Origin of the sequence: Pseudomonas sp. ADAK13 (assembly GCF_012935715.1) — a bacterium.
In the GTDB taxonomy this organism is placed as follows: Bacteria; Pseudomonadota; Gammaproteobacteria; order Pseudomonadales; family Pseudomonadaceae; genus Aquipseudomonas.
Genome location: NZ_CP052860.1, coordinates 2,646,743 through 2,671,542, shown reverse-complemented (window position 1 = coordinate 2,671,542; position 24,800 = coordinate 2,646,743). Strand labels below are relative to the sequence as shown.

Below are 24,800 nucleotides of genomic sequence, written 5' to 3'. Positions count from 1 at the left end.
CTTTCTTCTGAATAAGTCGACTTGGCCCACCGGTAATGCTGCGATACCATCCGGTTCCCCAACGGACTCCGCCAGGACGACGCGATGAACCGAGTGTTGTACCCAGGTACCTTCGACCCAATCACCAAGGGCCATGGAGATCTGGTCGAACGCGCCTCGCGCTTGTTCGACCATGTGATTATCGCGGTCGCTGCCAGCCCCAAGAAAAACCCGCTGTTTCCCCTGGAACAGCGTGTGGAGCTGGCCCGTGAGGTCACCAAGCATCTGCCCAACGTTGAAGTGGTCGGCTTCTCGACGCTGCTGGCGCATTTCGCCAAGGAACAGAACGCCAATGTGTTCCTGCGTGGCCTGCGGGCGGTGTCGGACTTCGAATACGAATTCCAGCTGGCCAACATGAACCGCCAACTGGCGCCGGACGTAGAAAGCCTGTTTCTTACGCCGTCGGAGCGTTATTCGTTCATTTCTTCGACGCTGGTGCGGGAAATCGCCGCGCTGGGCGGGGATATCACCAAGTTTGTGCACCCGGCTGTGGCGGATGCTCTAACCCTGCGATTCAAGAAATAATTCTGGTCTTTGGGCTTATTGTGGCGAGGGGGCTTGTCTGTGGTGAGCGGGCTTGCCCCGCGCTGGGCCGCGAAGCGGCCCCAATAAAGACGCCGCGTAGCTTCAGGTAAAATCCCGTCGCCTGGGTTGGGGCCGCTGCGCGCCCCAGCGCGGGGCAAGCCCGCTCACCACAACAAGCCCCCTCGCCACAGGGGCGCCAATGCGGCACAATTGCGCGCATTAGTTTTCAGATGCCTTGGCTGACAGCCCTGGCAGGAGTTTCCATGTCCCTGATCATCACCGACGATTGCATCAACTGCGACGTCTGCGAACCCGAGTGCCCGAACGCTGCCATTTCCCAGGGTGAGGAGATCTACGTGATCGACCCCAACCTGTGCACCCAGTGTGTCGGCCACTACGACGAACCCCAGTGCCAGCAGGTCTGCCCGGTGGATTGCATCCCGCTGGACGAGGCTCATCCGGAGACGGAAGAGCAACTGATGGAGAAGTACCGGTTGATTACCGGGAAGGCCTAAGTCTGGCACCGCGGGCAAAACACACTTGCCCGCTGCCCCAGCGTCACACTGCGCAATTCGGTCCCACAGACCTTGCACGCCTCGCCACCGCGGCCATAGACGAACAATTCCTGCTGGAAATACCCCGGCTGCCCGTCGCCGCCGATAAAGTCCCGCAGCGTGGTGCCGCCGCGTTCGATCGCCGCGGCCAGGATGCGCTTGATCTCGATCGCCAGCTTCAGGTAACGCCCACGGGAGATGCCCTTGGCTTCCCGACGCGGGTCAATCCCGGCGGCAAACAACGCTTCCGTCGCGTAGATATTGCCCACGCCCACCACCACCGCGTTGTCCATGATGAACGGCTTGACCGCCATCGACCGCCCGCGGGACAGTTGGAACAGCCGCTCGCCGTCAAACAGGTCGGTCAACGGCTCCGGCCCCAGGCGAATCAGCAGCTCATGGTTCAGCGGGTCGAGGCTCCAGAGCATCGCGCCAAAGCGCCGCGGGTCGGTGTAGCGCAGGGCCAGGCCCGACTCCAGCTCGATGTCCACGTGTTCATGCTTGGCCGCCGGGCTGCCGGCTTCCACCAGCCGCAGGTTGCCCGACATGCCCAAGTGGCTGATCAAGGTGCCGACTTCGGCATTGATCAACAGGTACTTGGCCCGCCGCTCCACCAGCACGATACGCTGCCCGGACAGCCGCACATCCAGGTCTTCCGGGATCGGCCAGCGCAGGCGCCGCTCACGCACCACCACACGGCTGACCCGCTGGCCTTCCAGGTGCGGCGCAATACCGCGCCGGGTGGTTTCGACTTCCGGTAACTCGGGCATGTGTACCTCTTGGGGAAAGGGTCAGTGCGCGCCCAGCTCGCGGATCGACAACTTCAAACTCTCGAAGTCGTAGTCCGACAGGCCGATATGGTCCAGCACCAGCGGGCCGATGGCGTTCCACTCATGGTCATCCGCCTGGTTGCCCAGCACGCGATAGGACGCGCAAATGTGCTCGGCCATTTTCAGGATCGCCAGCAGGTTTTTCAGCTGCGGCTTGTGGTTGGACTCGTCGCTGAAAATCGCCAGGGCATTGTGGTGATTGGCAATGGCGTCGGTCACATGCTCCGGCAGGCGCCAGGATTTGGCGGTGTAGTAACCCACCACGGCATGGTTGGTGTTGAACACCCGGTTCTCGGTATCAACCACGCGGCATTCAGGGCCGGCGCTGGCATAGGCCTCTTCCAGCACGCTCATGTAATTGGGGAAACGCTTGAGCATCAACGGCACGCCGCAATCGTGGAACAGCCCCAATGCGTAGGCTTCATCAACGGCCTGGCTGCCGGTGCGCTTGGCCAGGGCCAGGCACGTCATGGCCACGTCCTGGGCGGTGTCCCAGAAACGGTTGAGGGTGACGATGGTGTCGTCGCTCATCTCGCCCTTGATCGACTGGGCGTTGATCAGGTTGACGATCGAACGGCTGCCCAGCAGGTTCACCGCGCGCTGGATCGAGACAATCTTGTTGCTCAGCCCGTAATACGGCGAGTTGACGATTTTCAGCAGCGAGCCGGAGAGGCCCGGGTCCTGGCCGATCAACCGGGCAATCACTTCCAGGTCCGGGTCGGGCATGTACTGCTCCATCTGCAAATCCACCATGATTTGCGGTTGAGGCGGCACACTGATGCCTTGGAGGCTCTGTTGGATCTGTTCGGCGGATAGCTCTTGGGACATAGGGGGCACACTCTGGACTAGGCGGCGATTCTAACCTTTATAAAGCATTGGCCGACACCTCCCCCGCACATCCGGCGGCGCGGTCATTTCCTACGCAACACGGTATACTCCCGCTCTTTTTTCCGGAGCGACGTCATGTCCCTGCCAAGCCTGCGTCTCAAAGCCAACGCCGATCGTCGTTTGCGCAACGGCCACCTGTGGGTCTACAGCAACGAAATCGACGTGGCCGCCACACCTCTTCACGGCTTCCAGGCAGGCGACCAGGCGATCCTGGAAGCCGCCGGCGGCAAGACCCTCGGCATCGTGGCCATGAGCCCGAACAACCTGATCTGCGCCCGTCTGCTGTCGCGCGACATCAAGCTGGCGCTGGACAAATCGCTGCTGGTGCACCGCATCAACGTGGCCCTATCCCTGCGCGACCGCCTGTTCGACAAGCCGTTCTACCGTCTGGTGTACGGCGATTCCGACCTGTTGCCGGGCCTGGTAGTCGACCGTTTCGGCGACATTCTGGTGGTGCAGATCGCTTCGGCGACCATGGAAGCCCATAAAGAAGACGTGATCGCCGCACTGACCCAAGTGCTCAAGCCAAGCGGCATCCTGTTCAAGAACGACTCTGCCGCCCGTGATGCCGAAGGCCTCAACCGCTACGTCGAAACCGTGTTCGGCCTGGTGCCGGAGTGGGTTGCCCTCGAAGAAAACGGCGTGAAGTTCGAAGCCCCGGTCATTCAGGGCCAGAAAACCGGCTGGTTCTACGACCACCGCATGAACCGCGCCCGCCTGGCCCCGTATGCCAAAGGCAAGCGCGTACTCGACCTGTACAGCTACATCGGCGGCTGGGGCGTGCAAGCCGCGGCCTTCGGCGCCAGTGAAGTGTTCTGCGTCGACGCCTCCGCCTTCGCCCTCGACGGTGTTGAGCGCAACGCGGCACTGAACGGTGTTGCCGAGAAGATGACCTGCATCGAAGGCGACGTGTTCGAGGCCCTCAAAGAGCTGAAAGCCAGCGAAGAGCGTTTCGACGTGATCGTGGCCGACCCACCGGCCTTCATCAAGCGCAAGAAAGATATGAAGAACGGCGAAGGCGCCTACCGCCGCCTGAACGAGCAAGCCATGCGCCTGCTCAGCAAGGACGGCATCCTGGTCAGCGCTTCGTGCTCCATGCACTTGCCGGAAGATGACCTGCAAAACATCCTGCTGACCAGCGCCCGTCACCTGGACCGCAATATCCAGATGCTGGAACGCGGCGGCCAGGGCCCGGATCACCCGGTGCACCCGGCGATTGCCGAGACGCGGTATATCAAGAGCATTACTTGCCGGTTGTTGCCGAATAGCTAAGTAACATCGCGGACCAAATGTGGGAGCTGGCTTGCCTGCGATAGCATCACCGCAAGGTATTTGACATACCGAGGTGCTTGCATCGCGGGCAAGCCCGGCTCCCACACAAGTCCATATAGCTTCCCGCAACGGTTTTGATTGAATTCCATTTTTCGCAGACTAGTATCGGTTTCTGGTTTAACTCCGGAAAACAACAACAATGTCTGAGTCCTACGCCCAGCCCAACGGCGATGTAAAACGCCAACAATTCTCGCGCTTCGTCCTCATCACCTGCATCTCCCTGATCAGCTTTTTCCCGATCAATATCCTGCTGCCCTCCTTTCCTGCCCTGGCCGTGAAGTTCGACACCTCAACCGCCGAGGTCGCCTTATCCATCAGTTTGTTCACTCTGGTATTTGCGATTTCCCAACTGATCGCCGGCCCGCTTTCAGACAAATTCGGACGCAAGGAAGTACTGCTGGGATGCATCGTTGTTTCCACCCTCGGCTCGATCGGCTGCGCACTCGCAACCAGCTACCCGAGCTTCCTGCTGTTTCGCGCCGTCCAAGCCATTGGTTGTGGCTTTTTTGTACTCGGCCATGCGCTGGTGGAAGACCTGTTCGAAGAACAGGACCGCGCCCGCATCCGTATCTATTACATGACCTTGAGCGGATCATTTGTTGCGCTGTCGCCGCTCTTGGGTTCGTGGCTGCAAACCACATTCGATTGGCAGGGCAGCTTCTACGGGTTTGCGGTAATGGCGCTGGGCATGTTTATCCACGCCTGGCTGATATTGCCGTCCAAGGCAGCCAGCCCTGAAAGAGCGCCCGTCTCGATCATCGCCACGCTGAAATCCATCGCCGGGAATCGGGACTTCATCCGCTATTGGTGGATCGCCGCGTTGGTGTTCGCCTGTTACTTCGCCTTGATCAGCGTAACGCCGCTGATATTCATGGATGAGTTGAAGCTGTCCGAATACCAGTACGCGGTGGTACTGATGGTGTATGGCATCGCCTATCTGCTGGGTGGCGTTGCGGCGAGCGCCTTGCAAAAACATATCGCCCTCACGCGGCAAATCAACATTGGCCTGGTCCTGCTCGGCGTCGCCGGCGTGCTGCTGGTGCTGATCATCCGCTATGAAGCCATGACCACCATCAGCCTGCTCATCCCGATGCTGATCAGCGCCCTTGCCGTGACTCTGGTCCGCCCAGCCGCGATTTCTGCGGCGATGTTGCTGTTCTCCAGCAGCGCCGGCACCGCCGCCTCGGCCGGCAACAGCATCATGTTCATCACCGCCGCCATCAGCAGCGCCGCGCTCGCCCAAGCGGGAAGCAACCTGCTGATGACCATCGCCATCGGCTTCATCGTGTTCAGCGTCTGGGGTGTGGTGACGAACGCCCGAGTCGGTCGCTGACCGTGAAACTTGCACACCCACACGTCTCGTAAGCGCTATCTACACGCTCGCGGCCATTCCCTCCGGCCGCCAGCGGTGTAGAATCGGACCTATTCATCGCCAGTCATCCCCCGGCGGGTTTATGAGCTCAAGGCCAATGCGCACGGCGATCCCGCAGCGTTTGAGGCAACTTCCGGACACACGGCCATTTTCTGAGTGTTCCAGACGTCAATAGAAGCTCACTTCCCCTTTAGCACCTGATTAGCCGCCCGGAGTGTTCCATGCCAGATTACCGCTCGAAAACATCCACCCACGGCCGCAACATGGCCGGCGCCCGCGCTCTGTGGCGCGCCACGGGGATGAAAGATGACGACTTCAAGAAGCCGATCATCGCGATTGCCAACTCGTTCACCCAGTTCGTACCCGGCCACGTCCACCTCAAGGACCTGGGCCAACTGGTCGCCCGCGAGATCGAACGCGCCGGCGGTGTCGCCAAGGAATTCAACACCATCGCCGTGGACGACGGCATCGCCATGGGCCATGACGGCATGCTGTATTCCCTGCCGAGCCGCGAGATCATCGCCGACTCCGTGGAATACATGATCAACGCCCACTGCGCCGACGCCATTGTGTGCATTTCCAACTGCGACAAGATCACCCCCGGCATGCTGATGGCCGCCCTGCGCCTGAACATCCCGGTGATCTTCGTCTCCGGTGGCCCGATGGAAGCCGGCAAGACCAAGCTCGCCTCCCACGGCCTCGACCTGGTCGACGCCATGGTCATCGCCGCCGATTCCAGCGCTTCTGACGAGAAGGTCGCGGAATACGAGCGCAGCGCCTGCCCGACCTGCGGTTCGTGCTCCGGCATGTTCACCGCCAACTCGATGAACTGCCTGGTGGAAGCCTTAGGGCTCGCCTTGCCGGGCAACGGCTCGACACTGGCCACCCACAGCGACCGCGAGCAACTGTTCCTGCAGGCCGGCCGTACCATCGTCGAGCTGTGCAAGCGTTACTACACCGAGAACGATGAGTCGGTGCTGCCGCGCAACATCGCCAACTTCAAGGCGTTCGAGAACGCCATGACCCTGGACATCGCCATGGGCGGTTCCACCAACACCATCCTGCACTTGCTGGCCGCCGCACAGGAAGCCGAGATCGACTTCGACCTGCGGGACATCGACCGTCTGTCCCGTCACGTGCCGCAACTGTGCAAAGTCGCGCCGAACATCCAGAAGTACCACATGGAAGACGTGCACCGCGCCGGCGGGATCTTCTCGATCCTTGGCTCGCTGGCCCGTGGCGGCCTGTTGCACACCGACCTGCCGACCGTGCACAGCAAATCCATCGCCGAAGGCATCGCCAAGTGGGACATCACCCAGACTGACGACGAAGCCGTGCATACCTTCTTCAAGGCAGGCCCTGCCGGCATCCCGACGCAGACCGCGTTCAGCCAGTCGACCCGTTGGGACACCCTCGACGACGACCGTGAAAACGGCTGCATCCGCAGCGTCGAGCACGCCTACTCCCAGGAGGGCGGCCTGGCCGTGCTGTACGGCAACATCGCCCTCGATGGCTGCGTGGTGAAAACTGCCGGCGTCGACGAGTCGATCCACGTGTTCGAAGGCCGCGCCAAGATCTACGAAAGCCAGGACAGCTCGGTACGCGGCATCCTCGCGGACGAAGTGAAAGAAGGCGACATCGTCATCATCCGCTACGAAGGTCCGAAAGGCGGCCCGGGCATGCAAGAGATGCTCTACCCGACGTCGTACCTGAAATCCAAAGGCCTGGGCAAAGCCTGCGCCTTGCTCACCGATGGCCGTTTCTCGGGCGGTACTTCGGGCCTGTCCATCGGCCACGCTTCGCCGGAAGCCGCTGCGGGCGGTGCCATCGGCCTGGTGCAGGATGGTGACAAAGTGCTGATCGACATTCCGAACCGTTCGATCAACCTGTTGATCAGCGATGAAGAACTGGCGGCCCGCCGGGTTGAGCAGGACAAGAAAGGCTGGAAGCCGGTGGAAAAGCGTCCGCGCAAAGTCACCACCGCGCTGAAGGCTTACGCCCTGCTGGCCACCAGCGCCGACAAGGGTGCTGTGCGTAACAAGGCGATGCTGGACGGCCTGTAAGCCTCGCCCATAAAAATGCCCCGCACGTGCGGGGCATTTTTTTGCCTGCTCGAATCAGAATTGCGGCGTGTAGGTCATGGTGAACATCACGTTGCGCGGATCGCCATAGTAGTTGCTGCCCCAGTTCGCGTTGTACGCAGGGATGTAGTACTTCTTGTCGAACATATTGTTCAGGTTCGCCGCCACGGTGAACTCCTGGTTGATCTTGTAGGCCACCCGCGAATCCCACAGCGCGTTGCCCGGCACGCTGAACGTGCGGTCATAGGCGACGGTGCTGCTTTGCGCGGTGACGCCGGCGCCGACGCTGACTTTCTCCCAATCGCCCGGCAACTGGTAATCGCCCCACACCTTGAGCAGGTGTTTAGGGGTCCAGGTGCTGAAGATCTTGCCTTCGTAGGTGTCGTCCTTGAGGAACTTGGTGGTGTTGTAGGTGTAGCTGGAGACCAGTTGCAGGCCAGGCAACACTTCACCGCTCAAGGTCGCTTCAAAGCCCTGGCTGCGGACCTTGCCGGACGCGAGCGAGCAGTACCAGCCGCCACAGGCTTTGCCGCCTTGCAGGTCTTGAGCCGCACGATTTTCCTGGTCATAGCGGAAGATAGCGAATGACGTATTGAGCCGGCCGTCAGCCAGTTCGCCCTTCAGGCCCAGTTCGTAGTTCTGGCCCTCAATGGGCTTGAGCACAGTCAATGAAGTGGTCAGGTTGGTTTGGGGCTCAAAGGCGTCGGTATAGCTGGCATAGGCCGACCATTGGTCGTTGAGCGCATAAACTAGGCCGGCGTAGGGCGTGACGTGGCCATTGCTTTGCGTGGTGCTGCTGGTCGGGTCACCGTACACACCTTTGGCACCGCTCTCGTCCTTGTAGGAATAGTCATACCAACTGGTGCGCGCACCGAGGATCAACGTCAGCGGGTCCAGTACTTGGACGCGCCAGGTGCCATAGATCCCCTTCTGGCGAATGTCATACCAGCTCTTTGTCGCGTTCCCGGCCTGGAACAACTGGTTCCTGTCGCGCTGCGGCCGGTTGTGGTCGATGTTGAAGATGTCCGCACCCGGGGTTGCCGCGCGCGCCCAGAAATCATCCGTGGTGAGTTTGGAATAGTTGGCGCCCAGTACCATCTCCTGGCGCAAACCCAGGCCTTCGAACTTGCCGTCGACATACACGTCCACACCGCGACTCTTGGTGTTGAAGTCAGTGACCCAGTCCACGTAACGCACGGTGCCGCTGTCACCGGGGTTGGGGATGGTGTCCCACGTCGCCTGGTAGGTCGCGTCGTTGTGTTCATCCATGGCCACGAGGGCGGCCTTCACTTTCCAGTCATCGTTGAAGCGATGCTCGATATCGGCAAACACCTGGGTCTGGTTATTGACGTTGCGGTTCCAGTTGGCCCCCACAAACGTCGAGCGTGGCAAGCCGATGTCGCTGCCATTGGCATAGCGTGGCAGCGACATGAAGTTCGGGCGGGCGTGGCCTTTCTGGTTGCTGATGCCCACGCCGACGGTGGTGTCAGGGGTGAAGTCATAGTCGACGGCGGCATAGACCGTCTGGTTCCAGCTGCCCGCGTAGTCGACGAAGGAATTGGTGGTGTCGTAATCCGCCACAAACCGGCCGCGCAAGGTGCCCTCGGCATTCAGCGGGCCACCGGCGTCAACCTGTGTGCCGTAGTGATCCCAGGAGCCTGCCTTGGCGCTGATGGTAACCGTCGGCGCCGCCTGCCCGCGCTTGCGCACCAGGTTCATGGTGCCGCCGGGGCTGTTGGCGCCCTGTAGTAAGGCAGCCGGGCCGCGCAGGGTCTCTACCCGGTCGTAGATCGCCATGTTTTCAGTGAGGTAGCTGCCCAGCGCGTAGGTGTTACGCGGGATGCCCACACCGTCGTATTGCAGGGTGCCCACCTCGAAGCCTCGGGAGAAGATGAACATGCCGGGGCCGGGAGATTTGGTCGCTGTCAGGCCCGGGGTGCGCTTGACCACTTCGGAGAGCTTGGTGGTGTTCTGGTCATCCATCTGCTTGCGGGTCATGACGCTGACCGATTGCGGGATGTCCTTGATCTTCTGTTCGCCCTTGCCGAGGGTCACCGCGCCGGTGGTGTAGGAGCCGGTGCCTTCGGTTGTAGCGCCAAGGTGCTCGGCGCTGATGGTGGTGGCACCCACCTCAAGGGCTGTGCCTGATGACACACGCTTTTCCAGGGTCACGGTATCTGCGTTGATAAATGCCGCACTCAACCCCGTCCCCGCAAGCAACCTCGCCAGGGCATCCCGTTGCCCCAGATTGCCACTCACCCCGGGCGACAGCAGCCCCTGCGTCAACTCGCTGGGCACCAACACCTGAAGCCGCGTCACCGCCGAAAACGCCGCCAACGCGCCGTCCAGGCTTTGCTCCTGGATATCGAAGCGGTAGGTCTGGGCCTGCGTGGTCTCGGCGGCCTGCAGGTACAACGGCGCAGTGCCGCAAGCCAAGGAAATAGCCAGCGTCAGCAAGGGCCGTGCGGCAAATCGGTGTGCCATGGATGGTGCTCCCCGGTGCAAAAAGTCAGTGAACGGGCGCCGCACTATTTGAGAGTGCTTATTATTTACGCCTCAGTGATCAAGGACGACGGCTTGGGGAGAAACCCTGAAAGTTTTTTGAAAAAGATTCGGCTAGGACGCCTTGCCTTCGCGCAACACCAATAAATACGGGGTGTAATGCTCGGCGCGCAGGTTAAGCGTGTATTCCAGCGCCTTGATGACGGCGTCCGGCTTGTCGATCTCGAACACGCCGGACACCACGCGATCACGCAACGCGTCGCCGAGCACCAGCGTCTTGCCGGGCCAGTAGCGATTCAATTCGGCAACCACGTCAGACAGTGGCTGCTGGCGAAACACCAGTTGTCGCTGGCGCCAGGCAAAACCGCTGGCAGGGTCGAATGGGTGGACTACGGTCAGGCGTTGATCCTGATATTCCACCGCACGACCCGGCTCCAGGTACACCGGCTCACCCACGCCGGAACTGACCTGAACCTTGCCTTGGGCGACCAGCACCTGAGTCTGCGCCTCACGGCGGGCAACACTGAATTGCGTACCCACCACCTTCACCCAGCCATCGCCGGACTGCACCACGAAGGGCCGTGAGGGATCCTTGGTCACGCTGAAAAAACCTTCGCCTCGCAGCAGACGAATCTGACGCTCACCGGCACTCATGCGGACCTGCACAGCGCTGTCCGTGTTGAGCTGCAGTTGCGAGCCGTCCGCCAGTTCGACCGTGCGCGATTCACCAGTACCAGTGGAATAGTCGGCCCGCAGGCGATCCAGCCATGGCGTGTTTTGCAACGTCAGGCCGACCGCCAAAAGCATCGCGGCAGCATATGCCCAACGCCGTACCGGCTTGCGCCAGGCGGCTTGCTCGGCCCGGCGAATCAGCCGCGCCGGTTCGCGCAGGCCGCCCAGCATCGCCTGGACTTCCTGCCACGCATCATCCTGGGCGGCGCCCTGCCCCAGCCACGCGGAAAAGGCCTCGATTTCGGCCGCCGTAACGTCGTCGGCCTGGAGCCGGAAATACCAGCCGGACGCTTCGGCAAACAACTCGTCGGCAGTGGGTGCGGCGATCATGACCGGCGTCCTTGTTCATCACAGGCCAGTCGCGCCTTGATAAAGGCACGGCATTCGATCAAGGCCCGACGCAATTGGTATTCCACACTGCGCGGGGTGATCGACAGACGTTCGCCAATCTCGCGGTAGGAAAGTTCGTCGACATGATAGAGCAGGAAGATCTGCCGAGTCGCTTCGGGCAGCGCCAGGATCGCATCCTGCATCAGTTGCTCCTGTTGATAGGCGGCCAATTGCTCGTCGGCACCTGGGCTGCTGCAGGGCAGTTCTTCACTGGGCTCGCCGGCATCCAGGCGCTCACGGCGGATGGCCTGGCGCTGATGGTCGCGCACCAGGTTGCTGGCGATGGTGAAGAGGAACGCCGGGAGGTTGTCGATCTTCTCGCCGGAGTCCAGCCGGGCCAGGCGCAGGAACGATTCCTGGGTCAGGTCGGCGGCCACCTGGGCGCTGCCGGTACGGCGGGTGACAAAGGCTTCGAGGGCCTTCTTCTGCTCCGCAAACAGGCGCGCGATCTGAGAATTCCAGGAGAGCACAGCACTACCTTGAGAAGAACGGGATGTTCAGGAAGTGCGCACGCTAGCAGAGGATGAGATTGGTTCGCAATTGATATCTATTTTTGCTGGGGTTTTGCTGTGCTGCTGATGGCCTCATCGCGGGCAAGCCCGGCTCCCACATCGACCGAGTTGCCTGAGCGAACTCGGTCGATGTGGGAGCCGGGCTTGCCTGCGATGGCCACGCCTCGGTATTACTGAATTTCGTCCGGCTTGACGATCACCCAGTTTTTATCCGCGGTCACCGGCAACCCTTCCTTGGCCTGGGCCGCAGCGTGCTTGGCCATCATGCCGTTAAGCTGGGTCATGTATTTGTCCTTGCGGTTGACCCACAGGTGAATGCCGCCCTTGGCCACGTCCACGTCATGGAACAGCATGTAGCCGTCGCTGCTTGGCGTATCGCCACCGACGATCACCGGTTTTTTCCACTCGTCGATATAGGTCAGGATCGCCGCGTGCTTGCCGGCCATCCAGGTCGCCGGGGTCCACAGGTACGGGGTCAGTTCCAGGCCGAGGTTGGCCTTCTCGTCATACTTGCCGGCGGCAATCTGTTTGCGTGCGGTGGTCAGCTCGCCGGTCTTGCGGTCTTTCAGCAGGGTGGTCACGCCGATGACATTCTCGGGTTTGACGTTGTAGCCGTACTTCGGATCGGCCGCGACCATGCGTACCAGTTCCTCGGACGCGGCGGTCATCACGTAGACCTCAATGCCGTTTTCCATCAGCTTGTTGAACAGTTCAGCCTGGCCGGTAAAGACTTTCGGCGGCTGCACTTCCATGTTCTTGACCACGTCACCTTCGTAGTAGGTGACCGGCACCGGCTTGCCCGACGCCATCATCTCGTCGACGTAGCCCTTGAGTTCCTTGAGGGTGAAGCCGGAGAAAATCTGCGCGACCCATGGGTAGCACACCATGTCGTCGACTTCGCACAGGCGGTAGTAGTAGCTGAACAGGCTTTCCTTGTGGTCGGCGGTATCTTTGAACGGGATCAGCTTCAGGGAAGGGTCCATGGTGTCGCGGGTGATCAGGCCCTTGTTTTCCAGGTACGGCAGCAACGATTCTTCAAGGTCGTAGCGGTAACTGGTGTTGTCCATGTCGAACACCGCGAAGTTGCCCTTGTTGGCATTGGCGGCAATCATCGTGTCCAGTTGCTTGGCGGCAGCCGCCGGCCAATGTTTCAACTCGGTGGCGGCAAAGGCCTGGCTCGCAAGGCCCAGGCACAGCGCGGCGGCAAACAGTTTCGGCGCTAGCTTCATGTGCGTTTTCTCCCTGAGTGAAAGACATCGACGCTAACAAATCTGTGTGACAGTTATCGCCCGAGCGCGACCGCTTTCGTCGTGATCGCGCCAACGCCATACGTCTGGGCGTCACTCGCTTATTCCAAAAACGACAGTCGACATGCGATAACGTTATTAAATCAATATATTTCAAGCTGTTAGGCTTGCCGGTTCGCAATCGCAGGCTCACGCGATTGGCTGTCTTCTCAACGGAGCTTCAATGAATCTGCCCCTGATTCTCAACTTACTGGTGTTCGTGGCCCTGTTGCTGGGCCTGGCACAAACCCGCCGAACCCACTGGAGCCTCGCCAAGAAGGTCTTATTTGCGTTGGTACTCGGTGTGATCTTCGGTGTGGTGCTGCACGCGATTTACGGTGCTGGCAACCCGGTACTCAAGGCCTCGATCGGCTGGTTCGACCTGGTCGGCAACGGTTACGTGCAGTTGCTGCAAATGATCGTGATCCCGCTGGTGTTCGCCTCGATCCTCAGCGCCGTGGCTCGCCTGCATAACGCCTCGTCCCTGGGCAAGATCAGCTTCCTGACCATCGGCACGCTGCTGTTCACCACAGCGATCGCGGCGCTGATCGGTATCGGCCTGACCAACCTGTTCGGCCTCACCGCCGAAGGCCTGGTGGCCGGCACTCAGGAAATGGCGCGCCTGCAAGTGATCCAGAGTGATTACGCGGGCAAGGTCGCCGACCTGAATATCCCGCAACTGCTGCTGTCGTTCATCCCGCAGAACCCGTTCGCCGACCTGGCCCGGGCCAAGCCGACGTCGATTATCAGTGTGGTGATCTTTGCTGCATTCCTCGGGGTCGCCGCGCTGCAACTGCTCAAGGATGACGTGGAAAAAGGCCAGAAGGTCCTCAACGCCATCGACACCCTGCAAGCCTGGGTAATGCGCCTGGTGCGCCTGGTGATGAAGCTGACCCCGTACGGCGTGTTGGCGCTGATGACCAAAGTGGTCGCCAGCTCCAACCTGCAAGACATCATCAAGCTCGGCAGTTTTGTAGTGGTCTCGTACCTGGCCCTCGGGCTGATGTTTGTGGTGCATGGCCTGCTGCTGTCCCTGGCCGGGATCAACCCGCTGCGGTTTTTCCGCAAGGTCTGGCCGGTGCTGACGTTTGCCTTCACCAGCCGCTCCAGCGCCGCGAGCATCCCGCTGAGCATTGAAGCGCAGACCCGTCGTTTGGGGATTCCGCAATCCATCGCCGGTTTTGCCGCCTCGTTTGGCGCGACGATTGGCCAGAACGGTTGCGCAGGGCTTTACCCGGCGATGCTGGCGGTGATGGTTGCGCCGACGGTGGGCATCAACCCGCTGGATCCGCTGTGGATCGCGACGCTGGTGGCGATTGTGACCTTGAGTTCTGCCGGCGTGGCGGGTGTGGGCGGAGGTGCGACGTTTGCCGCGCTGATCGTGCTGCCGGCGATGGGCTTGCCGGTGTCACTGGTGGCGTTGCTGATTTCGGTTGAGCCGCTGATCGACATGGGTCGTACGGCGTTGAACGTGAACGGTTCGATGACGGCGGGGGCGATTACCAGCCAGATCATGCAGCAGACGGATAAAGAGCTGTTGAATGCGGATGAGCATGCGGAGTTGGCGCAGGCCTGACAGACCGCTATCGCCGGCAAGCCGGCTCCTACATTTGGACCGTGTTCTTTAAAACAACCCGGTTAACTGTAGGAGCCGGCTTGCCGGCGATGCTTTTAGGCTTTTTCCCAAACCTCAAAGTTGTACGCCGGCTTGTCACCCTCAGCCGCATTCTCGACGTTCGACACCAGCTTCCACTGGTTCAAATCAAACTCGGGAAACCACGCATCGCCTTCCGGGCTCAACGCCACGCGCGTCAAATACAGGCGATCCGCCTGCGCAAGCCCCTGCGCATACAACTGCGCGCCGCCGATCAGCATCAGCTCATCCACGCCCTGCGCCTTGGCCCATTCCTCAGCCCGCTCTACTGCCGCATCGAGGGACGGAAAAACTTCCGCACCTTCCAGCGCCAGATCGGTCTGACGGCTGACCACAATGTTCAATCGGCCCGGCAACGGTCGACCCAGGGAATCCCAGGTCTTGCGCCCCATGATGATCGGCTTGCCCAAGGTGGTGGCCTTGAAATATTTGAAATCCCCCGGCAAATGCCAGGGCATGCTGTTGTCGACGCCGATCACACGGTTTTCACCGAGGGCTGCGATCAGGCTTAAAGGGAGAGTTTTTTTCATGGCGACGAGAATACCAGAGCCGCGCGCGGCATACCCCAACCGGCGTTTCAGCGGTTATGCTCCAGGCTCACTGGCTCAACAGGACGACGCGTGACAGCTCTGAACCCCCTGCAAAGACTCTGGCTGACCGAAACCGTGCGCCTGCGGGAGGAACACGCGGGCGCGCTGGAAGACCAGGAAGCCAATCGTCTGGCCCGCAGCACCGGCGGTGACTTGCCCACGCGCATCCAAAACCGTGCGCTGTGGCTGGCCGAGCGCGATGGCCTCACCGCTGCCCTGCTCCGCTGGCTGCAAGGCGCGCGCCTGGCGCTGATCCTGCTGGCAGTGGTCGCCATTCTCAGCGGCGCCGGGCTGGCCTTTGCCGCGCTGGGCAACGGCCTCGTGCCGGTGAATGTGTTCTGGGCCCTGGGCAGCCTGCTGGGTTTGAACCTGATCCTGCTGTTGAGCTGGGCCCTGGGCCTGCTGTTTGCCGGTGAACACAGCGCCAGCCTTGGTCGCCTGTGGTTATGGCTCAGCGAAAAACTTGCCCGCGACGCCAAGGCCGCGCAACTGGCGCCGGCCCTGCTGCTGTTGCTGCAACGGCGCAAGCTTAATCGCTGGGCGGTGGGTGTGCTGGTCAACAGCCTGTGGTTGCTGGCCCTGCTCAGCGCCATGGTGATCCTGCTGACGCTGCTGGCCACCCGGCGCTACGGCTTCGTCTGGGAAACCACCATTCTGCAGGCCGACACCTTTGTCGCCGTCACCCAAACCCTCGGCGCCCTGCCCGCCTTGCTGGGCTTCAACGTACCCACTGTCGAGATGATCCGCGCCAGCGGCGATGTCGCCCTGAATATCGAAAGCGCCCGCCAGGCCTGGGCCGCCTGGCTGGTGGGCGTGCTGCTGGTGTACGGTATCCTGCCGCGGCTGATCCTCGCGCTGCTGTGCCTGTGGCGCTGGAAACGCGGGCGCGCAGGCTTGAGCCTCGACCTTAACCTGCCCGGTTACAGCCAACTGCGTGAACGGCTGATGCCCAGCAGCGAACGGCTTGGGGTCAACGATGCGGCGCCCGAACAGTTGCACCACGTGACCGGCGGCGTCAGTGAACTGGAAAGCGATGGCGCCCTGTTGGTGGCCATCGAACTCGACGACCAACGCCCGTGGCCGCCGAAGCTCCCGACCAGCGTCAAGGACGCGGGCATCCTTGACAGCCGCGAATCCCGCAACAAGCTGCTGGAACAGCTCACTCGCTTCCCGCCCGCACGCCTGGCCATCGCCTGCGACCCACGCCGCTCGCCGGATCGCGGCAGCCTCGCGCTGATCGCCGAACTGGCCCGCAGCGCCACGGCTACCCGGGTCTGGCTGCTGCAAGCGCCGGCCGGCCAAGCCCTGGACGCAGAACGCCTGGGTGATTGGCACACAGCACTGCAACAGCTGGAGATTCCATTCGCCGATTGCGCGCCGCTCACTTGGCTGGAGACCGGTCATGACTAAGCCCCTGAAACTTGCGGTGGTCGGCCACACCAACGTCGGCAAGACCTCGTTGCTGCGCACCCTGACGCGAGACGTCGACTTTGGTGAAGTCTCCCATCGGCCCAGCACCACCCGGCATGTCGAGGGCGCACGCCTGTCGGTGGACGGCGAAGCGTTGCTGGAGCTGTACGACACGCCCGGCCTGGAAGACGCCATCGCCCTGCTCGACTACCTCGAACGCCTGGATCGCCCCGGCGAACGCCTCGACGGCCCGGCACGACTCGCGCGTTTCCTGGAGGGCAGTGAAGCCCGGCAGCGTTTCGAACAGGAAGCCAAGGTGCTGCGCCAACTGCTGGCGTCCGACGCCGGGCTGTATGTGATTGATGCCCGGGAGCCGGTGCTGGCCAAGTACCGCGATGAGCTGCAAGTGCTGGCCAGTTGCGGGAAACCGCTACTGCCGGTGCTCAATTTTGTCAGCAGCGCCGACCACCGCGAGCCAGACTGGCGCGAAGCCTTGGCCCGCCTCGGCCTGCACGCACTGGTGCGTTTCGACAGCGTCGCGCCACCGGAAGACGGCGAGCGCCGCCTGTATGAGAGCCTCGCTCTGCTGCTGGAAAACGCCCGTGGGCAACTGGAGCGGCTGATCCTCGACCAGGAAGCCCAGCGCCAGGCACGCCAGCAAAGCGCGGCGCGGCTGATTGCCGAACTGCTGATCGACTGCGCCGCCTGCCGCCGCAGCGTGGTCAGCGAAGCCGACGTGGAACAACACGCCATCAGTGAACTGCGCAAAGCCGTGCGCCAGCGCGAACAGCGTTGCGTGGAAGCCTTGCTCAAGCTGTTCGGCTTCCGCCCGCAAGATGCCGCCGCCAGCGACTTGCCGCTGCTGGACGGCCGTTGGGGCGATGACCTGTTCAACCCCGAAACCCTCAAGCAACTGGGCGTGCGGGTCGGTGGCGGCATCGCGGCCGGCGCCGCAGCCGGTGCAGGCGTGGACTTACTCGTGGGCGGCCTGACCCTCGGCGCCGCCGCCCTCGCCGGAGCCATCGCCGGTGGCGCCCTGCAAACCGCCCGCAGTTACGGCAGCCGCCTGCTGGGCAAGATCAAGGGCCAGCGCGAGCTGACCGTTGACGACAGCGTGCTGCGCCTGTTGGCCCTGCGCCAGCGGCAACTGCTCAAGGCCCTGAACCTGCGAGGCCATGCGGCAATCCACAGCATCAAGGTCGACACGCCTCAAGACAAGACCTGGCGTGAAGGCAAACTACCGGAAGCCCTGAACAAGGCCCGTGCCCATCCGCAATGGTCGTCCCTCAACCCTCATCCCAAATTGAGCCAGGCTGAGCGCCAGGAACAGATCGAAGCCCTGGCCCAGCGCCTCGACGAGACTTAAGCCGCCAACAGCTGCCGGGCCTTGGACTTCAACACTTCAAGGTCCAGCACCGGCACGTGCATTTCCTTGGCCTGTTCATCCCAGTGACGCATGCGCAAACTCACGGCGCACAGCGGGTCCTGCTCAAACGCCCGGGCTTCTTCGGCCGTCATCACACCGCCCTGGTAGCCCAGGGTGCGACGGCTGGCTTCGCTCAGGCGCGCGTAGTAGTCCGGCTGGCTGAAGGTCAGGTAACGCTTGGCCTGCACGTGGTACTCCACGAGTTTGGCCATGCGCTCGCTGAAGCCCGCCCGGCGCAGAAAGTCGGCGCCCAGCCGTTCATGGCTGACCACGCCATACCCCCCCATGTTCTCGCCACCTTGACCGCAGATGTGCCCGATATCGTGGAAGAACGCCGCCAACACCACCTCATCATCGAAGCCTTCAGCCATGGCCAACTGCGCGGCCTGGGACATGTGCTCGATCTGCGACACCGGTTCACCGATGTAGTCGGCGGTGCCATGTTGTTCGTATAAGCCAAAGACTTCGGTGATTGCCTGTTCAGCGTTCATCACGCATTCCCCCAGAGCTCTGTGATATTGCGCTCGGCCATCGCCGGCCCGACGCTCATGCCCACACCGGTGTGCATCAACGCCGCACTCACCCCCGGCGCCGCCCGCAGGAACGAAAACGGCCCCGGCCCACGGGAACCATAGACGCCCTGCCAGCGCTCCACGACCTGGATCTTGCAGCCCAGGGTGTGTTCGGCCAGTTCGATCATCCAGTTGTCCACCTGTTCGGCGTTGAACGGTGAAGCATCGCTGCCGTAATGGTGGGAATCACCGATGATCAGCTCACCATAAGGCGTCGGGCTGATCAGCAGGTGGATGCCGTTTTCATGCAGGTGCGGGACGTCCCGCAGGATCTCGGCCTGCACCGGCGCGGCTTCCGGCAAGTCGGCGAAGGCACCGTAGTGCACGCAACTGAGCCCGGTCAGCAGGGCGTGTTGCAGGTTCAACTCCACCTGTGGCCGGGCGCGCAGCATTTGCAGGCGGCAGATTTGCGGGTTGAGTTCGGCGATCTGCTCGGCCAGCAACGTCTGGTAGTCGTGGCCGGAGCAGACAATGATCTGCTCGCCGCGAAAGGAACCGGCAGTGGTGTGCACCTGGCCGGGCTCGATGTCGCGCACCAGGGTGGAGAAGTGAAACTCCACGTTGAGTTCGCGGCTCAGGTAGTTGATCAGCGCCGGGAGGGCTTCGCGGGAATACAGTTGTTGATCGTCCAGGCCATGGAGGGCGGCGCGGTGATGTTTGAACTGGCCACCGTACAGGTCGCCCAGGGCGGCGCCTTGCAGCAACTCGACACGATAACCGTGCTCCTGGGCACGCCCGGCGCAGAAGGCTTCAAGCAGGTGCTCTTCGGCTTCGGTGCGGGCGAACAGGTAGGAGCCGTTGCGCTTGAGCTGAATACCCGCCAGTTGTGCCCATTGGCCCCAGATATCGTGGCTTTCCCGCGCCAGGTCGAGCATCGGACCGGGCGGCTGACCGGTGACCAGGGCTTGGCCGAAGTTGCGCACCGAAGCACCCAGTGGCGTGGCGCTCCGCTCGAAGACCTTGACCTTGAGGCCGCGTTTGGCGGCCGCGTAGGCGTGGGACAGGCCGAGGATGCCGGCGCCGATGATCAGCAGTTGTGTCATGAAGTGATGTCCTGAATTTGAGACCGCTATCGCAGGCAAGCCAGCTCCCACATTGGAAGGTATTCACAATCCAAAATGTGGGAGCCGGGCTTGCCCGCGATGAGGCCGTCAGCCCCAATGAAATGCTTACTGGCCGGCAACCTTTTCCGACTTGCCGTCATAGCGCTTGCGCCATTCGGTCAGGATGCTGTCGCGGTTTTTCGAGGCCCAGGCGAAGTCGTTCTTGATCAACCGCTGCTCGTAATCCGCCGGCAATTCGGTCTGCGGCTTGGCAATACCCGGCTGGGCCAGTACCGCGAAGTTTTCTTTGTACAACTCCATCGCCGCCGGGCTTGCGGAGAAGTCGGCGAGTTTCTGTGCCGCGTCCGCGTGGGCGGTGCCTTTGATTACGGCGGTGGCTTCGATGTCCCAGCCCAGGCCTTCTTTCGGCAGGATGATGTCCAGCGGTGCGCCCTGGCGTTTCAACTGCACGGCCGGGTATTCGAAGGAAATGCCGATCGGGAATTCACCCGATGCCGCCAGCTTGCACGGCTTGGAACCGGAGTGAACGTACTGGCCGATGTTCTGGTGCAGGTCGTCCATGTACTGCCAGCCCTGCTTCTCGCCGAAGGTCTGCAGCCAGGCGCTGACGTCGAGGAAACCGGTGCCCGACGAGGCCGGGTTGGGCATCACGATCTTGCCTTTGTACTCGGGCTTGGTCAGGTCTTGCCAGCTCACCGGCTTGCTCAGGCCCTGCTTTTCGGCTTCGACGGTGTTGAAGCAGATGGTCGCCGCCCACACGTCCATACCCACCCAGGCCGGTGGATTGGCGGCGTCACGGTAGTTCGCGCCGATCTTGCCCAAGTCCTTGGGTGCGTAGTTTTGCAGCATGCCCTGCTGGTCGAGAATCGCCAGGCTGGAAGCCGCCAGGCCCCACACCACGTCAGCCTGCGGGCGGGCTTTCTCGGCCAGCAGCTTGGCGGTGATGATGCCGGTGGAATCGCGTACCCATTTGATATCGATGTCCGGGTTAGCCTTTTCGAAGGCCTGTTTGTAGGTCTTCAGTTGCTCGGCTTCGAGGGCCGTGTACACGGTCAACTCGGTCTTGGCGGCAAAGGCATTCAGGCTGAACGCAGTGAGCACAGCAGCGGCTAACGCCAGGGGCTTGAACATGGTGCAGTTCCTTTATGGGTAAATTATTGGCCGGGCGCGGTTTGGCGCCAGGCCTGGGAGCGGCGCAACAAGCCGCGTGAGGCCCACGCCAGCAGCAAGGACACGCCCGCCGAGGTGAACAGAATCAGGGTCGACATGGCCGCCGCACCGCCCACGTTGCCGGCGTCGTCCATGTTCAACACGGCGACGGCGGCGAGGATGGTGTCGGGGCTGTAGAGGAAGATCGCGGCGGAGACGGTGGTCATAGCCGACACGAACAGGTAGCGCACGATGTCCAGCAGCGCCGGCAGGCAGATCGGCACGGTGACGCGCAGGTAATGGCGGTACAGCGGCGCCTTCAGCGACAGCGCGGCGGCTTCGAACTCGGCGTCCATCTGGCGCAGGGCCGTGGTTGCGGTCATTTGTGCGGTGGTCAAATAGTGAGCAATGGTGCACACCACCAACAGGGTCATGGTGCCGTAGAACACATGCAGCGGGTTGCCGTTGAGGTTGAAAAAGAACACGTAGCCCAGGCCCAGCACCAACCCCGGCACCGCCATCGGCACGAAGCTGAGCATGCGCAGCGCCAGGTTCAGGCCCTTCTGGCCCTTGGTTTTTTCCATCAGGTAGGCGCCGGTGAAGATCAGCACGCTGCCGATCGATGCAGTGCACAGGGCCATGGTGATGCTGTTGCGATAGGCCAGCCAGCCGCCGCCGGCCGTGTCCTCGAACTGGTAGTGGGCCAGCGACAGCGACAGGTTGTAGGGCCAGAACTTCACCAGCGATGAGTAGACCGCCATGCCGAACACCAGCAGCAGGCTCGCGCAGATCAGCAGGACGATGGCCAGGTAGCAGCCATCCCGCAGCTTCGACGGCGCCGGCTGGAACACCTGGGCGCGGCCGCTCATGGAGTCGCCATGACGACGGCGCAGCCAGGCGTCGACGCCGAAGCTGAACAGCGCCGGCAGCAGCAGGACCATACCAATCAAGGCTCCACGACCAAATTGCTGCTGGCCGACCACCGCCTTGTAGGCTTCCAGTGCCAGCACTTGGTAGTCGCCGCCCACTACCACAGGCACGCCAAAGTCGGTGATGGTCAGGGTGAACACCAGGCAAAACGCGGCAAAGACTGCCTGGCGCGTCGCGGGCCAGGTGATGCTGCGAAACGCCCGGGACGGGCTGGCGCCCATGCTCGATGCCGCATCGAACAATCGCGCATCCGCCAGGGAAAGCGCCGACAACAAAATCATCAAGGCATGGGGAAAGGTGTAGATCACTTCACCGAGCACGATGCCCCAGAAGCCATAGATGTTGTCCGACAGCAGCCCGCGCAGCATGCCCTGGTTACCGAACAGGTAGACCAGCGCAATCCCTGGCAGCATCGACGGCGCCATCAACGGCAGCAACGACATGCCGCGCCAGATCGCCTTGCCGGGAATCAACGTGCGTTGCAGGGCGTAGGCAAACAGGTAAGCCAGCGGTACGACGATGGCCGCCACGCTGACGGAAACCTTCAGGCTGTTACCCAGCAACCAGTGGAAGTTATCGCTGGTGACCAACTCCCACGCCGCCACCAGGCCACCGCCCTGCCCGGCTTCACTGCTGAAACCGCGCCAGAAGATCGCCAGCAGCGGCATCAGTACCGCCACGCCCAACAGGCACAGCCAGAGCAGCTTGCCGCCAACAACAAAAATACGGTCGCCGAGTTCGGCACGGGAAATCTGTCGAGCCACGTTATCGGGTATCGGCAGAGTCATATCGCGGGCCATCTCAGGCAAACACCTGCAGGCTGCGCGGGGGCAGCGCGACCCAGATGTCCTGGGCGCCGAGGCGCGGCATGGCTTCCGGCGCCAGTTCGGCCAGCAGCGGATGGCCGGGCAGTTGGTCCAGTTCGAAGCTCATGCGGCAGCGGTTGCCGAGGAAGGTGATCTCGCGGACCTTGGCCGGGAACAGGTTTTCTTCATGCACCGGCGGGTTGACGCTGATGGCTTCCGGGCGGCAGAACAGACGACCCGATTTGGCAACGCCTGCGTTGTCTGCCAGACGCATATTCATCCCGCCGACCTGAGCGTGGCTGGCGCTGTTGCGGCTGAACGGCAGCCAGTTGCCCTGGCCGACGAACTCGGCCACAAACGGTGTGGCCGGGCGGTCGTAGATTTCCTGGGGCGTGGCGTATTGCTCGACCTTGCCGTTGTTCATCACGGCGATGCGGTCGGCCATCAACATGGCCTCGTCCTGGTTGTGGGTGACCATCAACGTGGTAATACCCAGGCGGCGTTGCAGTTGGCGCAGCTCGGTGCACAGATGCTCGCGCACCCGGGCGTCGAGGGCCGACATGGGTTCGTCCAGCAGCAGCAAGGACGGCGCCGGTGCCAGGGCGCGGGCCAGGGCTACACGTTGTTGCTGGCCGCCGGAGAGTTGGCCGGGGTATTTCTTTTCGCTGCCCACCAGGCCGACCAGTTCCAGCATCTGCCCGACGCGCTTGCGCACTTCATCGCGACCACTGCCGGTGAGGCCGTAGCCGATGTTCGCTTCGACAGTGAGATTGGGAAACAGCGCGTAGGACTGGAACAGAATGCCGTAGTCCCGCGCCTGCGGTGCCAGCAGGGAAACGTCGCGTTCGCCGAGGTACAACTCGCCGCTGTCCTGGCGTTCCAGGCCCGCAATGCAGCGCAGCAAGGTGGTCTTGCCGCAGCCCGACGGGCCCAGCAGGCACACCAGTTCGCCGGCGGCGACGTCCAAAGACACGTTATCCAGCGCGGTAAAGGCGCCGAAGCGTTTCTGCACACCGCGCACTTTCATTGGCGCGCCGGGGTTGGTCATGGCTGTGTTCATGGAGGCACCTCATCAAACTGATGAAGGTCATCCTAGGGAGGCAATGCGTCCCTCATGTGGCAGAAAGGCAAAACGTGGCGATAGTGGTATTGGTGGATTTGGGTAGGGCTTGAGGAAGGTTTTGCCTGGACTGGCGCCATCGCGGGCAAGCCCGGCTCCCACAGTTGATCGAGTTGGGCCAGAGAAATGCATTCCAACTGTGGGAGCTGGCTTGCCTGCGATGGCGCCTTCAGATCGGGGACATTTCCTGCGCCAACCCCAGAAAAGCCGCTGGCAACCGCGCGCCCTTTCGCTCTTTCAGGCAGTAGAGGTACTCGGGAATCTGCGGGGCATTCTCGATGGTCAGCACCCGCAATTGCGGGTCGTGGGGCACTTCCTGGCGGGCGATGATGCTGATGCCGATATTGCGCAGCACCGCCTCACGAATCGATTCCCGGCTGCCGATCTCCAGCAGCGGCCCGTAACTCACGCCGGCGCCCTGCAACATTTCTTCGGTCAATCGGCGGGTGGTGGAGCCCGGTTCGCGCATCAGCAGGGTGTGCCCGGCCAGCGCGGTCAGCGGTACATGGTCGAGCACCGCCAGCGGATGGTTGCGGTGCACCGCCAGCACCAGCGGGTCCATGCCCAACACCCGGCGAATCAGGCGCGGGTCTTCAAGCAACTGGGATGAGGCGGCAACGTCAACGCGGTAATCATCCAGCGCTTCCAGCACTTGCTGGGAGTTGCCGATTTCCACCGAGACCTCAACCTGTGGCAGCCGCTCGCGGAAGGTTTTGACCAGGTCGAGGATGTAATACGGCGCCGTCGCGGCAATCCTCAACGCGCCCTGCACCTGGCCACTGTTGCGCAGGAAAAACTCGATATCCGCTTCCTGCTGCAACAGCGCCTTGACCATCGGCAACAGCCGCGCGCCTTCGTCGCTGACCGTCAAGCGTCGCCCGCCGCGGTAGAACAACTCCACCGAGTACTGGCTTTCCAGGTGACGAATCTGGGTGGTCACCGTGGGCTGGCTCAGCCCGAGCTTTTTCGCCGCCTGGGTAATGCTGCCCAGGCGGGCGACCATGTAAAACGCCTTCAGCTCGGCACTCAGCACACC

The 24,800-nt window shown here is 62.2% G+C and carries 21 protein-coding genes; 8 read left to right on the top strand and 13 right to left on the bottom strand.

Annotated elements, in window-relative coordinates:
* Nucleotides 1–84 precede the first annotated feature (84 nt).
* On the top strand, nucleotides 85–564 hold the full coding sequence (gene coaD / locus HKK54_RS12385) for a pantetheine-phosphate adenylyltransferase (RefSeq protein WP_003176711.1): 480 nt from the start codon (nucleotides 85–87) through the stop codon (nucleotides 562–564).
* A gap of 263 nt (nucleotides 565–827) precedes the next feature.
* Entirely contained in the window at nucleotides 828–1,079 is a 252-nt protein-coding gene (locus tag HKK54_RS12380) for a YfhL family 4Fe-4S dicluster ferredoxin (protein ID WP_003213796.1), read from the top strand.
* On the opposite strand, the gene mutM is transcribed toward HKK54_RS12380, so the two are convergent.
* Together mutM and HKK54_RS12370 are read right to left on the bottom strand one after the other, a co-directional pair.
* Complete coding sequence (gene mutM, locus HKK54_RS12375) at nucleotides 1,076–1,888, bottom strand: bifunctional DNA-formamidopyrimidine glycosylase/DNA-(apurinic or apyrimidinic site) lyase (RefSeq protein WP_010167752.1); 813 nt, start codon at nucleotides 1,886–1,888, stop codon at nucleotides 1,076–1,078. The genes HKK54_RS12380 and mutM overlap by 4 nt on opposite strands.
* Nucleotides 1,889–1,909: 21 nt before the next feature.
* On the bottom strand, nucleotides 1,910–2,722 hold the full coding sequence (locus tag HKK54_RS12370; protein ID WP_177324986.1) for an HDOD domain-containing protein: 813 nt from the start codon (nucleotides 2,720–2,722) through the stop codon (nucleotides 1,910–1,912).
* A 189-nt stretch (nucleotides 2,723–2,911) separates the two neighbouring features.
* Here HKK54_RS12370 and HKK54_RS12365 point away from each other — a divergent pair, with 189 nt between their 5' ends.
* The 3 genes from HKK54_RS12365 to ilvD all read left to right on the top strand — a co-directional run bounded on the left by HKK54_RS12365 (nucleotide 2,912) and on the right by ilvD (nucleotide 7,603).
* Nucleotides 2,912–4,108: a class I SAM-dependent rRNA methyltransferase gene (locus tag HKK54_RS12365; RefSeq protein WP_010167754.1), complete on the top strand. Its 1,197-nt coding sequence runs from the start codon at nucleotides 2,912–2,914 to the stop codon at nucleotides 4,106–4,108.
* Between the two features lie 199 nt (nucleotides 4,109–4,307).
* Nucleotides 4,308–5,501, top strand: a complete 1,194-nt coding sequence (locus HKK54_RS12360; RefSeq protein ID WP_169386903.1) for an MFS transporter — start codon at nucleotides 4,308–4,310, stop codon at nucleotides 5,499–5,501.
* A gap of 260 nt (nucleotides 5,502–5,761) precedes the next feature.
* A complete protein-coding gene (ilvD, locus tag HKK54_RS12355) occupies nucleotides 5,762–7,603 on the top strand; it encodes a dihydroxy-acid dehydratase (protein WP_169386902.1) in 1,842 nt (613 codons plus the stop codon).
* A gap of 54 nt (nucleotides 7,604–7,657) precedes the next feature.
* Here ilvD and HKK54_RS12350 read toward each other — a convergent pair whose 3' ends face one another.
* The 4 genes from HKK54_RS12350 to HKK54_RS12335 form a co-directional block, all read right to left on the bottom strand.
* Complete coding sequence (locus HKK54_RS12350) at nucleotides 7,658–10,105, bottom strand: TonB-dependent siderophore receptor (protein ID WP_169386901.1); 2,448 nt, start codon at nucleotides 10,103–10,105, stop codon at nucleotides 7,658–7,660.
* Nucleotides 10,106–10,237: 132 nt separating this feature from the next.
* Nucleotides 10,238–11,185 (bottom strand): FecR family protein, encoded by a 948-nt coding sequence (locus HKK54_RS12345; RefSeq protein WP_169386900.1) that lies wholly within the window; start codon nucleotides 11,183–11,185, stop codon nucleotides 10,238–10,240.
* Nucleotides 11,182–11,715, bottom strand: coding sequence for an RNA polymerase sigma factor (locus HKK54_RS12340; RefSeq protein ID WP_010167759.1), 534 nt, complete (start codon nucleotides 11,713–11,715; stop codon nucleotides 11,182–11,184). The genes HKK54_RS12345 and HKK54_RS12340 overlap by 4 nt, the downstream gene beginning before the upstream one ends.
* A gap of 212 nt (nucleotides 11,716–11,927) precedes the next feature.
* Nucleotides 11,928–12,986, bottom strand: coding sequence for a phosphorylcholine phosphatase (locus tag HKK54_RS12335; protein WP_010167760.1), 1,059 nt, complete (start codon nucleotides 12,984–12,986; stop codon nucleotides 11,928–11,930).
* Between the two features lie 241 nt (nucleotides 12,987–13,227).
* Here HKK54_RS12335 and HKK54_RS12330 point away from each other — a divergent pair, with 241 nt between their 5' ends.
* Entirely contained in the window at nucleotides 13,228–14,619 is a 1,392-nt protein-coding gene (locus HKK54_RS12330; RefSeq protein ID WP_010167761.1) for an L-cystine transporter, read from the top strand.
* Nucleotides 14,620–14,714: 95 nt separating this feature from the next.
* Here the strand turns inward: HKK54_RS12330 and HKK54_RS12325 are convergent, their stop codons facing one another.
* A complete protein-coding gene (locus HKK54_RS12325; RefSeq protein WP_010167763.1) occupies nucleotides 14,715–15,227 on the bottom strand; it encodes a dihydrofolate reductase in 513 nt (170 codons plus the stop codon).
* 90 nt (nucleotides 15,228–15,317) lie between these two features.
* Here HKK54_RS12325 and HKK54_RS12320 point away from each other — a divergent pair, with 90 nt between their 5' ends.
* Together HKK54_RS12320 and HKK54_RS12315 are read left to right on the top strand one after the other, a co-directional pair.
* Complete coding sequence (locus tag HKK54_RS12320; protein WP_169386899.1) at nucleotides 15,318–16,697, top strand: DUF2868 domain-containing protein; 1,380 nt, start codon at nucleotides 15,318–15,320, stop codon at nucleotides 16,695–16,697.
* Complete coding sequence (locus HKK54_RS12315) at nucleotides 16,690–18,063, top strand: DUF3482 domain-containing protein (protein ID WP_169386898.1); 1,374 nt, start codon at nucleotides 16,690–16,692, stop codon at nucleotides 18,061–18,063. The genes HKK54_RS12320 and HKK54_RS12315 overlap by 8 nt, the downstream gene beginning before the upstream one ends.
* Here HKK54_RS12315 and HKK54_RS12310 read toward each other — a convergent pair.
* The 6 genes from HKK54_RS12310 to HKK54_RS12285 form a co-directional block, all read right to left on the bottom strand.
* Nucleotides 18,060–18,614 (bottom strand): phosphonate degradation HD-domain oxygenase, encoded by a 555-nt coding sequence (locus HKK54_RS12310; RefSeq protein ID WP_010167769.1) that lies wholly within the window; start codon nucleotides 18,612–18,614, stop codon nucleotides 18,060–18,062. The genes HKK54_RS12315 and HKK54_RS12310 overlap by 4 nt on opposite strands.
* A complete protein-coding gene (locus HKK54_RS12305; protein WP_169386897.1) occupies nucleotides 18,614–19,738 on the bottom strand; it encodes a TIGR03364 family FAD-dependent oxidoreductase in 1,125 nt (374 codons plus the stop codon). The genes HKK54_RS12310 and HKK54_RS12305 overlap by 1 nt, the downstream gene beginning before the upstream one ends.
* A gap of 126 nt (nucleotides 19,739–19,864) precedes the next feature.
* Nucleotides 19,865–20,890 carry a putative 2-aminoethylphosphonate ABC transporter substrate-binding protein gene (locus HKK54_RS12300; RefSeq protein ID WP_010167772.1) on the bottom strand — a complete coding sequence of 342 codons (1,026 nt, stop codon included), beginning with the start codon at nucleotides 20,888–20,890 and terminating at the stop codon, nucleotides 19,865–19,867.
* 23 nt (nucleotides 20,891–20,913) lie between these two features.
* Nucleotides 20,914–22,638, bottom strand: coding sequence for a putative 2-aminoethylphosphonate ABC transporter permease subunit (locus HKK54_RS12295; RefSeq protein ID WP_169386896.1), 1,725 nt, complete (start codon nucleotides 22,636–22,638; stop codon nucleotides 20,914–20,916).
* Nucleotide 22,639: 1 nt separating this feature from the next.
* Complete coding sequence (locus HKK54_RS12290; RefSeq protein ID WP_010167776.1) at nucleotides 22,640–23,704, bottom strand: putative 2-aminoethylphosphonate ABC transporter ATP-binding protein; 1,065 nt, start codon at nucleotides 23,702–23,704, stop codon at nucleotides 22,640–22,642.
* Between the two features lie 229 nt (nucleotides 23,705–23,933).
* A complete protein-coding gene (locus HKK54_RS12285) occupies nucleotides 23,934–24,797 on the bottom strand; it encodes a LysR family transcriptional regulator (RefSeq protein WP_010167778.1) in 864 nt (287 codons plus the stop codon).
* Nucleotides 24,798–24,800 lie beyond the last annotated feature (3 nt).